We start from the raw sequence: 13832 nt of genomic DNA on the forward strand, positions 1-13832 counted from the left end.
CGACGGTGCTGCTGCCTGCATGTGCGGGGCCTCCCTCGGATCGGTTCGCGCACGTCCGGATGATCGTCCGTTCGCGCCGTGGCCCTTAGCTTCCGCCCGTGTTCGACCCCCTGAACAGAGCCGCCGAAATCGAATCCAGTGGAAACGGGGACCGAATTCCACGCATCTCGCAACGACCGCGTCACACCGTGGGGCGAAGATGGTGCGGAGAGCAGAGGGAGGTGCCGGTGTGATCGACGACCTGGACCGGCAGATCATCGACCAGTTGCGGGTGGACGGGCGGAAGTCGTTCGGCGAGATAGGCCGGGTGATCGGCCTCTCCGAGGCGTCCGTGCGCTCCCGCTTCCAGCGCCTCAAGCGCCGGGGCGCGATCCAGGTGGTCGGCATGACCGACGCCGTACGGCTCGGCGAGATGGAGGTGCACCTCGCCGTGCGCGTCCACCACATGCCCGTCGCCCTCGTCGCCCGGGAGCTGTCCCGGATGCCGGAGATCCGGTACGTGGCGTCCTGCGTCGGGCCCTACGACCTGATCCTCGACGTCCGCTGCCGCGACCTCGAACACCTCTCGGAGCTGCTCACCGAGCGGGTCCGCCGGGTGAACGGCGTCGCCCACGCCGAGGCGCTCACCGTCCTGGACGTCGTCAAGGACAGCTATCTGTGGGCGGGGTTCCGCGAGGTCCCGGCCGATCCGGACCAGCGCATCCTGCCCCGGTAGAGGACGTCCTGCCCGGTGGACGGCGTCCTGCCCCCTGCGGTCCGCACCCGATCCGCCCGCCGGACCCGGCCGACCGGGGGCCGGGTCCGCCCCGCCGCTCAGCGACCGGTGACGGCCTGCCCGACCGCGTTGTCCAGGCCGTCCCACGAGTAGTCCTTGAACAGCTCCAGGAGCAGCAGCACCTGCACCCGCGAGACGCCGGGCAGCATCCGGATCTCGTCGAGGAGCTGCACGAGCTGCGGCTGGTCGCGGCAGGTGCCCTCCAGGAAGATGTCCTGGCTGCCCGCGCAGAGCGCCACGTGGTTGACCATCGGCATGTCCGCCAGGCTCCTGGCGACCGCGCGCGGGGTGAGGTCCCGCACCCGGATCATCAGCCGCACCGACTGGTGGCCCAGGGTGAGCGGATTGCACAGGGCGACGATGCGCAGCGCGCCGCTCTCCTGCAGGCGCGCCACCCGCTGCCGCACGGTCGCCTCCGACACCGCCAGCTCACGGGCGAGCGTGGTGTACGGGGTGCGTCCGTCCCGGGTGAGGGCCCGCATGATGCTGCGGTCCAGATCGTCGATCACCGGCCACCTCCCTCGCTGCAGACCGTACGTGACCTGGTCACACCGGCACAATCCCGGCCGGTGCGATCAGACGCGCGGAGACCTGCGCACACTCAGCACGGCGACGTCGTCATGGCGCCCCGCGCGGCCCGCGAACGCCCGCGCGTCGTCGTACAGGGCCCGCGGCAGCTCGGTGGGGGAGAGGGCGAGGCGCTCCGCCACCCGCTCCTCGACCGGGTAGAACGCGCCGTCGGCGCCCCGGGTCTCGGTCAGACCGTCGGTGGACAGCAGCAGCGTCGCCCCGTCGGGGAAGGCGAACCAGCCGACGGTGACCGGCTCGGCGGCGAGGTCCGCGAGCCCCAGCGGCACGCCCGACTCCAGGCGCGGCACGCTGATCGCGCCCCCGGACAGCAGCAGCGGCGGCACGTGCCCGCAGTTGACGGCCTGCGCCTCGCCGCCCCGGTCCACCCCGATCACCAGCGCCGTGACGAACCGCTCGCCGTCGCCCGTGTGCTCCGCGTACGAGTTGTGCCGCACGACGGCCGCGTCCAGGGCGTCGGCCAGCGCGGTGAGCGTCGGCTCCCGGTGCGCGGCCTCGCGGAACGCGCCGATCACCGCGAACGCCGCGCCGACCGCCGCGAGGCCCTTGCCCTGCACGTCCCCGATGAGGACGCGGGTCCCCCAGGGCGAGGCGACCACGTCGTAGATGTCCCCGCCGACCAGCCGGTCCTCCTGGAGCGGCTCGTAGACGCCGTCGACCAGGACGTCGTCGGTCAGCAGCGGCAGCGGGTGCAGGATGTGGCGCTGCATCGCGGCGGCGGTGGAGCGCAGCCGCACCATCTCGTGCTCGCGCCGGATGCGGCGGGCGCAGCCGTAGACGGAGGTCGCGCCCAGCGCGAGGGTGAGCAGGACCAGGAGCAGCCGGTCCAGCCAGTGCGCCCGGTCGCCCGAGGCCCGCGCCACCGCCGTCGCGAGGACCACCAGGGTGGTCCACCCGGCGACGAACGTGGTCTGCCGGACGGTGCAGAGCGCGGACGCGGCGCCCGGCAGGAACACCAGCAGCCCCAGCAGCCACACCTCGGACCCGGACAGCACCCCCAGCACCTCGACGGTCAGGGTCACCGCGACCACGGAGAGCACCAGTTCGGCGTTGCCCGGCGGGTCGATGGCCTCGAAGACGGCGTCGGAGGTCGGCGGGCGACGACGGGGCATGGTCACTCCTGGGCAGGTGATGATCTCCTCATACGGTAGGCGGGCCGACTTCTCGCTCAAAAGGGCCGCACCGCTCACCCCGTGACCGGTACGGGTGAGCGGTGCGGTGGTGTCGGAGGGGCTCAGTCCTCGCGGACGGTGATCGCCGACGCCGGGCAGATCGCGGCCGCCTCCCGGACCGCCTCCCGGCATCCGGCGGCGGGTTCCGCGTCGAGCAGGACGACGATGCCGTCCTCGTCGCGCTGGTCGAAGACCTCCGGCGCCGCCAGCACGCAGCTTCCGGCGCCGCAGCACATCTCCTGGTCCACGGTCACCTTCACCGCCGTCGCCTCCTGTCGGTGGGTGCGCAGCCGCACCGGGGTGCGTTCACCATCGGACCGGCACCTCCCGGAGGCCGCCCACGGCGAGCCCGGCCAGCCGCTCCAACTCCGCTACCGGTACCGCCAGTTCGAGGCTCGGCAGGGTCCGCAGCAGAACGTCGAGGACCACCTGCAGCTCGGTGCGGGCCAGCGCCTGGCCGAGGCAGGAGTGCGGTCCCGCGCCGAAGGTGAGGTGCGGGTTGGGGCTGCGGCCGAGGTCCAGCTCGCCGGCGTCGGCGAAGGTCCGCTCGTCGCGGTTGGCGGCGGAGAGCCCGCAGAAGACGGTGGTTCCCGTCGGCACGACCGTGCCGTCGAACTCGAAGTCCTCGGTGAGGAAGCGCCGGACGCCGAAGCCGCCCAGGTTGGCGTCGGCGCGCAGCACCTCGTCGACGGCGGTGCGCACCAGCGAGGGGTCGGCCACCAGGCGCTCCCAGCGGGTGCGGTCGGCGAGCAGCATGGCGACCATCTTGCCGATCATGTTCGCCGTCGTCTCGTGCCCGGCGACCAGCAGCGACATGCCGGTGTCGCGCAGCTCGGGGTCGGTCAGCCCCTCGCCCTCCGCGCGGCTCTCCTCGATCAGCGTGCTGATCAGGTCCTCGCCCGGCGCGGCGCGTTTCGCGGCGATCAGCTCGGTCATGTAGGCCGAGAACTCCGCCTCCGCCGCCTCGGTCTCCGCGCGGGTGTAGCGGTCGATGTTGAGGAACGCGTCGGACCAGTAGGAGAAGCGGTCGCGGTCCCGCACCGGGGCGCCCAGCAGGTCGCAGATCACGGAGACCGGGAGCGGGAAGCCCAGGGCCGCCTTGAGGTCGGCGGGCGCGCCGCCGGCCACCATCTCCGCGACGAGGGCCTCGGCGGTCCTGGTCATGCCGGGGCGCAGGGCGGTCATCCGCTTGGCCGTGAAGTACCGGCCCACGTGCCGCCGCCACCGCTGGTGCTCGGCGCCCTTGAAGGCGACGGAGAGCGCGGTGTCGTTGCGGGTCGCCACCCCGCCGCCGTCCTCGGGGGCGACCCGGGCACTGTCGTCACCGGGCAGCGGGCGGGAGAAGCGGGGGTCCGACAGGAGGGCTTTGACGTGGTCGTACCGGGTCAGGAGGGCGCCGGTGTCGCCGCTCGGGAGTTCGACGGTGGCCACCGGGCACCGGGCGCGCAGACGCTCCCACTCGGCGGGCGGGTCCAGGGGTCCTTCGGTGGGCAGCGGCAGACGGACGACAGGGTCGTTCTGGCTCATCTGACCTCTCCGTGCGTGGGGGATCCTGCCCGTCATTTAAATCAACGGGTTTATTCAACGTAGGCGTCGGCGGGGGCGTCGGCAAGTAGGGGCGGGCGGGTGTGGCCGGATGTCGCCGGGTGGGGGCGGTGGGGGCCAAAACCCGCGCGGAGCGGATCGGTACGGCGTACCGTACGCTGACCCGTATGCCCCGACGTTCCGCATCGCTGGACCGCGCCACCCCGGACCGCATCGCCGGTGCCGCCCTGCTCCTGGTCGACGAGGGCGGCCCCGGGGCGCTCACCTTCCGGGCGCTCGCGACCCGGCTGGAGATCTCCGTCGCCTCCCTCCAGCGCCGCTGCACCGACCTCGCGGGGCTGCTCGACCTGTGCACCGACCACCTGGCCGCCCGACTGCCCGAGATCCCGCCCGGCACCGGCTGGGCCGACGCCACCGAGACCCGCTTCACCGCCCTGTACCGGCTGCTGACCGCCCACCCCGGCCTGCTCGCCCTGCGCGGCACCCGGCCCTGGCTCGGCCCGCACCTGCTCGCGCACCTGGCCGAACCGCAGATCGCCGCCAACCTCGCCGCGGGCATGACGCCCGAGGCGGCCATCACCGCCTACCGGCGGATGTACCTGCTCACCCTGGGCAGCGCGGGCTTCGTCGACCACCGCGACCCCGGCGCGACCCGGGCCGCCACCCGGGGCGCGCTCGCCGCGCTCGACCCCGCGGCGTTCCCCGCGCTGACCGGCCACGCGCACCCGATCGTGGCCGCGATGACCGACCACGACGTCTACCACGGCGCCCTGCGCCAGCTCATCGACGCGGCGGACCCGGCCGCGCCCCACCGCACCCCGAGGAACCCGGACCATGACTGACACCCGCCCCCTGCCCCGCGTCTTCAGCAGCGACAACACCGCGGGCACCTCCCCGGAGATAGCCGAAGCGGTGGCCCGTGCCACCGCGGGACCCGCGCTGCCCTACGGCGCCGACGCCCTCACCGGGAGCGTCCGCGACCGCCTCCGCGAGATCTTCGAACGCGACCTCGACGTCCTGCTCGTCTCCACCGGCACCGCCGCCAACGCGCTGAGCCTGGCCGCCCTCACCCCGCCCTGGGGCAGCGTCCTGTGCCACCGCGACAGCCACATCAACAACGACGAGTGCGGGGCGCCCGAGTTCTACACCGCGGGCGCCAAACTCGTCCCGCTCGGCGGCCGGGACGCCAAGATCGACCCGGCGGAACTGCGCGCTGCCGTCCGCCACAAGGCCGGTGACGTGCACAGCGTCGAACCGTCGGTGGTGAGCGTCACGCAGGCGACCGAGACCGGCGCCGTCCTCACCCCGGACGAACTCGGCACCCTCGGCGACCTCACCCGCGGGGCCGGGCTGCGCCTGCACATGGACGGCGCCCGGTTCGCCGGAGCCGTCGCCGCGCTCGGCGCCGCCCCCGCCGACCTCACCTGGCGGGCCGGGGTCGACCTTCTCTCGTTCGGCGCCACCAAGAACGGCACGATGACCGCCGACGCGATCGTCGTCTTCGACCGCGCCCGCACCCCCGAACTCTCCTTCCGGGCCAAGCGTGCGGGCCAGGTCGCCGCCAAGAGCCGTTTCCACGCCGCCCAGTTGGACGCCTACCTCACCGACGGGCTCTGGCTGCGCAACGCCGGGCACGCCAACGCCATGGCCGCCAGGCTCCGTTCGGGCCTCGACGCGACCCCCGGTGTCGAACCGCTCGGCACGACCGACGCCAACATCCTGTTCTGCCGACTGCCGGGCCAGGTGATCGAGAAGCTGCTCGCGGACGGGTTCGCCTTCTACCACGACCGCTGGGAGCCCGGCGTCGTCCGTCTCGTCACCTCGTTCGCGACGACCGAGGAGGACGTGGACGACCTGCTCCGCGCGATCGGGGACGCGACGGCGACCGGGCGGCCGTGACCCGGTCGGGCACGGTCCGGTCGGGCAGGGGCCGGGCGGGCTCGCGGGCGTCGTCGTCGGCTCGCCCGGCGTCCTCGGCGGTTCCGGACGGACGGTCCCGCGCGGCCGTGCGCGGGGAATCCGCCGCCCGGTCACCGTCGGCGCGATCATGCCGGGCGGCGAGTGCGTAGGCTTTCGTCGTCCGATCTCGCCGACCCGGCCGAGAACCCGCGGCGGCCTGGGGGACGGGCCGCCCCGGGATGGTGCGACGTGTCCCGAGGCGGTTCTCGTGGCGACCCGGAGATCCAGACGGGACGAGCAGGTCAGCGCGACGCGCGAGGCGCTCCTCGACGCGGCGGAGCGGCTGTTCGCCGAGCACGGCGTGCACACCGTCGCCAACCGCCAGATCAGCCTCGCCGCGGGGCAGGGCAACAACGCGGCGGTCAGCTACCACTTCGGCACCAAGACCGACCTGGTGCGCGCCGTCGCCCGCAGGCACGCTGAGCGGATCGAGATCGGCAGGCAGCGCATGATGGCCGGGGTCGACGACTCCACCGACCTGCGGGAGTGGGTGGCCTGCGCGGTACGGCCCGTCACCGAGCACCTGGAGGACCTCGGCACCCCCAGCTGGTACGCCCGGTTCATGGCCCAGGTGATGTCCGACCCGGCGCTGCGCGCGGACATGAACGAGGCGTTCCTCGACGCGTCGCCCTCCCTGCGGCTGCTCCAGGACGGTCTCAACCGCCGTCTGCCCGACCTGCCGCCCGGCGTGCACGCCGAGCGCGGCGCGATGACCCGTCACCTCATCACCCAGATGACCGCCGAACGCGAACGCTCCCTGGCCGACAACACCCCCACCTCGCGCGCCAGTTGGCGGGAGGCGGCGAACGGCCTGATCGACGTCATCGTCGCCCTGTGGCTGGCGCCCGTCACCCAGGACGACTGACGCCCGGCCCGCCGGGCGCCCGGTTCAGTGGCGGGCGAACTGAGCCCGGGTCGGCTGCACGACGTCGGGGCGCAGCCCGATCCCGTCCAGCGTGAGCCGCTCGCCGTAGATGTCGGTGACGCGGAGGGCGCCGCCGCAGCCGCCGCCGTCCGCCGCGAGGAAGTAGTTGTAGTCGGCGCGCGGCAACCGCCGCCAGCCGTCGCCCGCCCGAACCTCCAGGCGGGCCAGGGGATTCCGGTGGCCGATGAGCTGGATGCCGCACCAGTACGCCGTCGACCCGGTCTTGTACCGCACGGAGAGCGTGCCGACGTCGCTCGGGCTCACCAGCGTCCAGGAGACGGCGATCCGGCCCGCCGACGGCGCGGCGAGCCGCGCGAACGCCTCCGCGCTCAGGTCGATCCGGCCCGAAGCGCAGTCACCGGGGCACTTGTTGGTGATCCGCACCGTGACGGACCTGCCGCCCGAGGTGACCCGCACGTACGCCCCGCAGGCGCGGGCGGACTCGTAGTCGGCGGTGTTCATCGCGCCGGTCAGCGGGTCACCGCCCGGGTCGTACATGCACGCGCCGCCGCCGTCGGCGTCGTAGAAGGTGGCGACACCGCGGTGGGCCGCGCCCGGTCCGATCCGTCCCGCCAGCGGGGCGGCGGCCGGGACCGCGCGAGAGGTCCGCTCCGCCGACGGCGCCGGACGAGCCGATGCCGTAGGGGACGTGGAGGCCGCGGACGGGTCGGGGGAGGGCGACGGTGCGCGGGTCCCCGCCGCGGTCGCGGACGGGGCGCCCGCCCGGGTCCCGTCGTCGGCCCGTGACCGCCGGTCGCCCGCGTCGGAGCCGTCCGCGCGCAGCACGACGGCGATCAGCGCGACGACGACGAGCGCCCACGCCGCCAGGAACAGCCAGCGCCTGTGCAACCGACCCGACCTCCTCGGTGCCGCCGCGCGCGGACGCGGGTGACGGAAGGTGCGATCGTGCCAGAGACGACTCACGCGGTACAAGCCGTCCAGAGTCAACTGACTCCGTACACGCCGTAGTTCGGCCGCGCGTGCCGTCGGCGTCAGGAGACCGTCGCCGCCGGTGGCGTCCAACGGCGGTTGCGAGGTGTGGCGGTGGAGACCCCGAAGTCGTCCTTGAGGTGTTCGGGGATCGCGTAGTGCATGACCCGGCCCCGGGTCAGCGACGACAGTTCGAGCAGGGTCGTGACATGACCGAGCCGGTCCAGCGCCCAGGCGCCCAGCGGGGAACGGTCCTCGATCGTCTCCAGCACGCCCAGCAGCCGGGGCGCCGCCTTCACGAGCGTGTCCCACGGGGTGCGCGGCACCTGGAGCCAGTCGCCGCAGGTGTCGCCGACGAGGTAGCGGATGAGGGCGCCGACGACCGGGTCGAGGAGCGTGCCGGGCACCACCTCCTCGTACAGGTCGACGAGTTGGCGGGTCAGCGTGACGCCCTCGGGCGACGGACCCATGTGCCGGACCATGTACTGGTCCAGGAAGTGCCGTGCCTCGTCGAGGGTCTTGGGGACGGCGCTCTGGTCGACGCCGAGCATCGCGCCGACCACCCGCCAGGCGTAGAGGTAGGATTCCGCGCCCTCCGCCGACAGATGGACGCCGAGCCGGTGCAGGCTGTCCAGCACCAGCATGGAGAAGAACATCTGCCCGCCGATCATGTCCTCCTGGCAGATCGGCGTCCCGAGCCCGGCCTCGTCCCACCGGTTCTCGCGCCGGAGGTGGTGGCGGATGGAGGCGTGCAGCAGACGCACCTTCTGCGCGGCCGGGATGAACCGGCTGCCCGCCTCGAACGCCCCCGGCTGCATCAGATGGACCGTGAACTGGCCGGTCTCCGCCATCCGTTTGGACGGGTACCGCAGCCCGTGCGTCGCCGACAGGAGCTTCGCCACGGTCGGGACGAGATAGCAGGCGGGCATGGCCGCGAAGGACAGCGCGGTCGAGATGTGCACGTTGTTGTCGATGAAGAACAGGCGCGCCCGCTCCATCTCCGCCCAGTCCACCCACGACGGCGGCGCGCCGGTCACGGCCAGGTACTCCCTGGCCACCTCGGGCAGCCCGTCGGGCAGCGGGGAGCCGGCCGTGGAGACGTACCGCATCAGCGTGTTGAACTTCCCCACCTCCCCGCGCTCGAAGAGGGTGGCGACGGTGGCGTCGGCGAGTTCGTCCCCGGCCTGGCGCAGCGCGTCCGCCGACTCCTGGGTGTGCATCATCGCGGGTCGTCTCCTTGTCGAGAGGGTGGGGTGACCGGGGGAGGGGATCAGGCCGCGCGGTCGGCCGCCCCGTGCGCGAGCGCGGTGAGGGCTGCCTCGGCCGGCGCGGGGACGTCCAGGCCGTGCAGGGCGTCCAGGGCCTCACGGACCCGCGCCCGGATCATGCCCTCCACCCGCTCGGGGGCCTTCAGCCGGACCATCACCTCCCGCACGGACTCCAGCGTCCCCCGCGCCGGAGAGCCCCTGCCGAGCAGCCGGTCGAGCAGGGCGCGGTCGTCGGCGCCCGCCGCCCGCCAGGTCTCCGCGAGCAGCACGGTGGGCCGACGGCCGCGCAGATCGTCGGAGTTGGCCTTGCCGGTCCGCGCCGGATCGCCGAACAGGCCCAGCAGATCGTCCCGGAGCTGGAACGCCTCGCCCAGCGGCAGCCCGTAGGCGGACAGCCCGTCCAGCAGCGCGCCCCCGGCCCCCGCCAGGGTCCCGCCGATCAACAGCGGCTGCTCGACGGTGTACTTGGCCGTCTTGTAGCGGATCACCTTCAACGACGCGCCGGTGTCCGGAGCCGCCCCCGTGCGCAGGATCTCCAGGCACTCGCCCGCGATCAGCTCCCGCGCCAGCGCCGACCAGAGCGGCCGCGCCCGCGCCAGATAGGCGGCGGGCAGCCCGCTCGTCGCGAACAACTGCCCCGCGAGCGCCATCAGCAGATCACCCACCAGCAGGGCGAGCGCACGGCCCGCGCTTACACCGCGCGGGTGAGGGCCCGCCGCCTCCCGCAGGGCCACCTGCGCGGTGGGCCTGCCGTGCCGCAGCGGACTGTCGTCGATCAGGTCGTCGTGCACGACCGCCGCCGCGTGCACCAGCTCCATGGACGCCACCGCCCGCACCAGCGCCTCGTTGTCCGGCTGCCCCACCGCGCGCCAGCCCCAGTAGCAGAACGCGGCCCGCAGCCGCTTCCCCTCGGCGACCGCCGCCTCCAGTTGCGCGGCCACCGGCTCCAACGACGCGTCGATCGCGACGAGATGACCGGCCTCCTCGGCGACGAAGCCGCGCAGCACCTCGTCCACCCGGGACCTGAGGGCGGCCGACGCCCACGCCTCACTCGCCATCGTGGTCCCGCGCGGTCCGTCCCGCGGGCGGCGCGCTCGGCTCCCCGGGGCCGGTCCCCGACCGCGTGGCCAGCACATGGCGGGCGAGGACCTCCAGATGGGCCGGGGGCACCACCGCGTACCGGTCGAGGACCAGGCGGCCGCGCGCCGTCAGTTCGTCCTCCGCGTGCGCCGCCAGCTCCGCCGTGTCGGAACGGCGCAGCAGCGACCGCGCCGCCCCCAGCGCCGAACCCACCGTGTCCACGGCCAGATCGGCCAGCCCGGCCGCCAGCAGCACCGCCTGCTCGCCGCCCCGACGCCCCACGTCACGGATCATGCCGCCTCCCCGCTCCGGATCCCCGCCCAGCGTCGCGCCCGCGCGACCACGGCGGAGCCCTAACTCACCATCGGGTGAAGGACTCGTTCGCCCGTGCTGGGTTTGGCCCGACGAGCGCCGGGCACACGGAAGTTCGCGCTTCGGACCCGAGGCGAGGCCGACAAAGACGTTGCGGCCGTGGGGTCCAGGCGCCCTTTCCATGTCCGGACGGAACCGTCCCGGAGATCGCGGGGACCCCGGTCGGGCCACGAAGCCACCCGCTGTTGCCAGGCGAACCAGAGGAGCGTGTCAGATGCTGATCCCCCACCCCGTCGTCCTGCGGAACCTCCTCGACGAGTACGAGGCCGCGCGGACCGCCGAGGCGGCAAGCCCCGCGGACGCCGCGGGACAGGGACGGCGCGTGCAGGACGCGGCCTACACGCTCTGCGTGCTGACCAGCACCCGGGACGTCACGCTCGCCGTGGAGGCCGCGCGGCGGCTGCTCGGCACCCGGACGGCCGCCGCGCCCGTCGAGTCCTCCCTCCCCGTCGGCGCCCCCACGGACGTCTGCGCCTGACACCGCGGTCCCGAGCGAGACCCCCGGCGTGTGCGCGGCGGCGCCGGGGGCATCCGGAGCCGCAGGAGGTCCACATGAACTCGACAGCCATGGCCCGAGCGGGCCGCACACACGCCGAGCGGGCCGCACGCGGCTCGGTGAGGGAGGGCGCGGCCCGTGCCGGACTCACCGCGCGGGGGGTCATCTACCTGCTCGTCGGTGTCCTCGCGGTCCAGGTCGCCTTCGGTGACTCGGACCACCAGGCCGACCGGGGCGGCGCCCTGGAGGAGATCGCCCAGCAGAGCTTCGGCGTCGTCGTGCTCTGGGCCCTGGCCGCCGGTCTCGTCGGGATGGCGCTGTGGCGGCTCTCCGAGGTCGCCTTCGGCGCGGCCGGACAGGACGGCGGCAAGGCCCGCAAACGCGCGATGTCCGGGGTCCGCTGCGTCTTCTACGGCTTCGTCGCCTACTCGGTGATCATGTTCGCGGTGTCACCGGGGAGCAGCGGCGGCGGCGGTTCGAGCGACGAGCAGTCCCGCGACGTCACCGCCAGGGCCCTCGGACTGCCCGGCGGCCAGTGGATAGTCGGTCTCGCGGGCGCGGGTGTCGTCGCGGCCGGTGTCTGGATCGGTGTCCGCGCGGTGCGCCGCAAGTACCACGACAAGCTCAAGCTCGGCGAGATGTCCCGCAGGACCCGCCGCATGGTCGACGTCACCGGCGTCGGCGGCGGCACCGCGCGCGGCCTGGTCTTCGCCACCGCGGGCGTCTTCGCCGTACGGGCCGCGATCGACTACCAGCCGGACAAGGCGAAGGGCATGGACGACACCCTGCGCAGCCTCGCGCACACCCCGCTGGGGCCGTGGCTGCTGGTCTGCGTGGCCATCGGGTTCATGCTGTTCGGCCTCTTCTCCTTCGCACTCGCGCGGTGGCGGAAGGTCTGACATCCGACGCACGGGGAAGGCGCACCTGATGAACGAGCCCGAGCTGCCGGAGAACAGCCCCGTCGACATCTACCTCGATCTGCTGCGCGCGCGGATGGACTCGGAGGACTACCGACTGCTGATCGAAGCCGTCGGGCCCGCCCTGCGCGCGATCGAGGAACACCGCCTGCCGGAGATGGAGTTCGCCATCGACGACCGGCCGGAGAGCCTGCCGCCCAAGCTCCGCGACGAGGCCGTCCTGGTCATCGCGGCGGCCGTCACCGGGCGGCTGGACAACGAGGTCGTCGAGATCAGCCTCGGCGACGAGAGCCCCGTCCGCCTGGTCACGGACGCGGACACCGCCACCGACCCGGAACGGCTCGGGGAGATCGCCACCTATCTGCGCGAGCGCCGTGACCAGGACGAGGTGCTGCGGGGGATCGCCGAGGCCAGCGACCTGCCCACGGACCTCTGAGGTTCCGCACGCGGGCCACCGGACGGTCCCCCGGCGTCCCCCTCACCCCACGGGGTCGGCTTCCCGCGGTCCCCAGGTGGCCCGCACCAGGGAACGCTCCGCCCCCGCCAGATGGACCGCCGCCGCGAGCCAGGCCCGCGCGTACGCGTCCGGGTCGGCCTCGCCGGTGCGACCGAAGACATCACGGGAGCGCCGGTCCGCCTCGGCGGCCAGGGCGCCCGCGAGATCGGCGGCGGTCCGGAAACCGCCGCGCCGCAGTGCCGCACCCGCCCCGCCCCGGTCGCCGTCCCTGGCCGGTTCGGCCGCGGCCCTGCGGCCCCCCGACACGGCGACCTCCACTATCCTGCGCAGCCGCCACAGCGGCGCCTCGGCCAGCGGGTCCGACGGCGGCTCCACCACAGCGCCGGCCGCGGGCAGCGTCCCCGGCGGCGGGAAGTGGGAACCCTCCAGCCGGTCGTAGCCCAGATCGGCATGCCCTTCCCAGGCGGCGGGCAGCCGCAGCGTCGCGTCGGTGTCCGGCAGCGGCGCCACCGCCAGCGGACGCAGCGTCGCCGCCCGGTCCGGCTCGAGACGCCCGATCACCCGTATCCGCAGTCCCGGTCTGGCCGCGAGCTGCCGGAGGTTGGCGGTGTGCGCGAGGTCGGGGTGCCCGTTGGCCGGGGTCAGCCGGACCGGCACCCCCTCCTCGTCCGGCCGGCCGGCGCGGATCTCACGGGCGATCACCTGCCCGTCCGCCGTGCCCACCACGACCAGATCGCAGCCGACCGGTTCACGGACCCGGTGCTCGGCCCGCTCGGGATCCAGACCGGGACCCCCGCCCAGCCGCTCGGCGACGGTCTCGGCCAGCGGTCTGGCGAACAGCGCGCCGAGCGGCCCGGACGCCCACGGCTGACCGGCGACCGCGGTGGCCCGGACGCCCTTGCCCGCGCCCAGCCGCCCCTCCGGGGAGACCGTCGCGCCCGAGATGAGCAGCCCGCCCCTGGCCAGCCGGGCGTGGTCGAGCCCGCCCGAGCCGATCATCACCGTGGCGGTCCCGGCGCCCCGCGCCCGCGCCACCCCGCCGGGCTTGACGTCGGCCACCGAGTACCAGCGCCCCTCGTCGTCGACGACAAGGGTGACGACACCCCCGTACCCGGTGGCCGACACCACCGGCTCCCGGCACACCCCGCGCACCCGCAGGCTGCCGCCGGGACGGTAGGCGCGGCGGGCGGTGCCGAGCAGCGCCGGGTCCGGCTCCTCCCCGGCCAGCAGGCCGGTGGTGAGGAGCAGTTCGCTCAGGTCCGCGACCAGACCGGCCAGCCGGTGCCCGTCGTGCCGGGCCCGCGCGCCGCGCAGCCCGCGCACCACCCGCAGCGCGGCGGCCTCGGAC

16 protein-coding genes are annotated in these 13832 nt (G+C 74.3%); 7 read left to right on the forward strand and 9 right to left on the reverse strand.

The genetic code is table 11. The features are described from left to right. Positions 1–229 precede the first annotated feature (229 nt). Positions 230–715 carry an Lrp/AsnC family transcriptional regulator gene (locus GA0115242_RS20425; protein WP_176729867.1) on the forward strand — a complete coding sequence of 162 codons (486 nt, stop codon included), beginning with the start codon at positions 230–232 and terminating at the stop codon, positions 713–715. Between the two features lie 98 nt (positions 716–813). Here the strand turns inward: GA0115242_RS20425 and GA0115242_RS20430 are convergent, their stop codons facing one another. The 4 genes from GA0115242_RS20430 to GA0115242_RS20445 form a co-directional block, all read right to left on the reverse strand. Continuing rightward, complete coding sequence (locus GA0115242_RS20430; protein WP_093830520.1) at positions 814–1284, reverse strand: Lrp/AsnC family transcriptional regulator; 471 nt, start codon at positions 1282–1284, stop codon at positions 814–816. Positions 1285–1350: 66 nt separating this feature from the next. Continuing rightward, on the reverse strand, positions 1351–2475 hold the full coding sequence (locus GA0115242_RS20435; protein ID WP_093830522.1) for a PP2C family protein-serine/threonine phosphatase: 1125 nt from the start codon (positions 2473–2475) through the stop codon (positions 1351–1353). A 122-nt stretch (positions 2476–2597) separates the two neighbouring features. Next, on the reverse strand, positions 2598–2795 hold the full coding sequence (locus tag GA0115242_RS20440; protein WP_093830550.1) for a ferredoxin: 198 nt from the start codon (positions 2793–2795) through the stop codon (positions 2598–2600). 46 nt (positions 2796–2841) lie between these two features. Next, the gene (locus GA0115242_RS20445; RefSeq protein WP_093830524.1) at positions 2842–4062 is read right to left on the reverse strand and encodes a cytochrome P450; all 1221 of its coding nucleotides are present in this window, start codon (positions 4060–4062) and stop codon (positions 2842–2844) included. A gap of 185 nt (positions 4063–4247) precedes the next feature. Between GA0115242_RS20445 and GA0115242_RS20450 the strand changes: the two genes are divergently transcribed. From GA0115242_RS20450 to GA0115242_RS20460, 3 genes are all read left to right on the forward strand, one after another. Further along, complete coding sequence (locus tag GA0115242_RS20450) at positions 4248–4922, forward strand: TetR/AcrR family transcriptional regulator (protein WP_093830526.1); 675 nt, start codon at positions 4248–4250, stop codon at positions 4920–4922. Continuing rightward, entirely contained in the window at positions 4915–5979 is a 1065-nt protein-coding gene (locus GA0115242_RS20455) for a threonine aldolase family protein (RefSeq protein ID WP_093830528.1), read from the forward strand. The genes GA0115242_RS20450 and GA0115242_RS20455 overlap by 8 nt, the downstream gene beginning before the upstream one ends. 268 nt (positions 5980–6247) lie before the next feature. Further along, positions 6248–6904, forward strand: coding sequence for a TetR/AcrR family transcriptional regulator (locus tag GA0115242_RS20460; protein ID WP_256089480.1), 657 nt, complete (start codon positions 6248–6250; stop codon positions 6902–6904). Between the two features lie 24 nt (positions 6905–6928). Here GA0115242_RS20460 and GA0115242_RS20465 read toward each other — a convergent pair whose 3' ends face one another. From GA0115242_RS20465 to GA0115242_RS20480, 4 genes are all read right to left on the reverse strand, one after another. Then, positions 6929–7813 (reverse strand): expansin EXLX1 family cellulose-binding protein, encoded by an 885-nt coding sequence (locus GA0115242_RS20465; RefSeq protein WP_093830532.1) that lies wholly within the window; start codon positions 7811–7813, stop codon positions 6929–6931. Positions 7814–7956: 143 nt separating this feature from the next. Then, a complete protein-coding gene (locus GA0115242_RS20470; RefSeq protein WP_093830534.1) occupies positions 7957–9117 on the reverse strand; it encodes an oxygenase MpaB family protein in 1161 nt (386 codons plus the stop codon). Positions 9118–9164: 47 nt separating this feature from the next. After that, positions 9165–10220 (reverse strand): polyprenyl synthetase family protein, encoded by a 1056-nt coding sequence (locus GA0115242_RS20475; RefSeq protein WP_093830536.1) that lies wholly within the window; start codon positions 10218–10220, stop codon positions 9165–9167. Further along, on the reverse strand, positions 10210–10536 hold the full coding sequence (locus tag GA0115242_RS20480) for a polyprenyl synthetase (RefSeq protein WP_093830538.1): 327 nt from the start codon (positions 10534–10536) through the stop codon (positions 10210–10212). The genes GA0115242_RS20475 and GA0115242_RS20480 overlap by 11 nt, the downstream gene beginning before the upstream one ends. A 292-nt stretch (positions 10537–10828) precedes the next feature. Here GA0115242_RS20480 and GA0115242_RS20485 point away from each other — a divergent pair, with 292 nt between their 5' ends. From GA0115242_RS20485 to GA0115242_RS20495, 3 genes are all read left to right on the forward strand, one after another. Next, on the forward strand, positions 10829–11092 hold the full coding sequence (locus tag GA0115242_RS20485) for a DUF5133 domain-containing protein (protein WP_093830540.1): 264 nt from the start codon (positions 10829–10831) through the stop codon (positions 11090–11092). Between the two features lie 74 nt (positions 11093–11166). Next, positions 11167–12009 (forward strand): DUF1206 domain-containing protein, encoded by an 843-nt coding sequence (locus GA0115242_RS20490; protein WP_093830542.1) that lies wholly within the window; start codon positions 11167–11169, stop codon positions 12007–12009. 28 nt (positions 12010–12037) lie between these two features. Beyond that, positions 12038–12463, forward strand: a complete 426-nt coding sequence (locus GA0115242_RS20495) for a hypothetical protein (protein ID WP_093830544.1) — start codon at positions 12038–12040, stop codon at positions 12461–12463. A 42-nt stretch (positions 12464–12505) separates the two neighbouring features. Here the strand turns inward: GA0115242_RS20495 and GA0115242_RS20500 are convergent. Next, positions 12506–13832 (reverse strand): hypothetical protein (locus GA0115242_RS20500; protein WP_093830546.1); only part of this gene is annotated, 1327 nt, incomplete at its 5' end.

Origin of the sequence: Streptomyces sp. SolWspMP-5a-2, from assembly GCF_900091845.1 — a bacterium.
Classification (GTDB): domain Bacteria; phylum Actinomycetota; class Actinomycetes; order Streptomycetales; family Streptomycetaceae; genus Streptomyces; species Streptomyces doudnae.

Excerpts from the sequence above, each read along its gene's own strand:
- GA0115242_RS20435 (WP_093830522.1), bottom strand. The coding sequence starts at position 2,475 with ATGCCCCGTCGTCGCCCGCCGACCTCCGACGCCGTCTTCGAGGCCATC.
- GA0115242_RS20445 (WP_093830524.1), bottom strand. The coding sequence starts at position 4,062 with ATGAGCCAGAACGACCCTGTCGTCCGTCTGCCGCTGCCCACCGAAGGA.
- GA0115242_RS20450 (WP_093830526.1), top strand. The coding sequence starts at position 4,248 with ATGCCCCGACGTTCCGCATCGCTGGACCGCGCCACCCCGGACCGCATC.
- GA0115242_RS20455 (WP_093830528.1), top strand. The coding sequence starts at position 4,915 with ATGACTGACACCCGCCCCCTGCCCCGCGTCTTCAGCAGCGACAACACC.
- GA0115242_RS20470 (WP_093830534.1), bottom strand. The coding sequence starts at position 9,117 with ATGATGCACACCCAGGAGTCGGCGGACGCGCTGCGCCAGGCCGGGGAC.
- GA0115242_RS20475 (WP_093830536.1), bottom strand. The coding sequence starts at position 10,220 with ATGGCGAGTGAGGCGTGGGCGTCGGCCGCCCTCAGGTCCCGGGTGGAC.
- GA0115242_RS20480 (WP_093830538.1), bottom strand. The coding sequence starts at position 10,536 with ATGATCCGTGACGTGGGGCGTCGGGGCGGCGAGCAGGCGGTGCTGCTG.
- GA0115242_RS20485 (WP_093830540.1), top strand. The coding sequence starts at position 10,829 with ATGCTGATCCCCCACCCCGTCGTCCTGCGGAACCTCCTCGACGAGTAC.
- GA0115242_RS20490 (WP_093830542.1), top strand. The coding sequence starts at position 11,167 with ATGAACTCGACAGCCATGGCCCGAGCGGGCCGCACACACGCCGAGCGG.
- GA0115242_RS20495 (WP_093830544.1), top strand. The coding sequence starts at position 12,038 with ATGAACGAGCCCGAGCTGCCGGAGAACAGCCCCGTCGACATCTACCTC.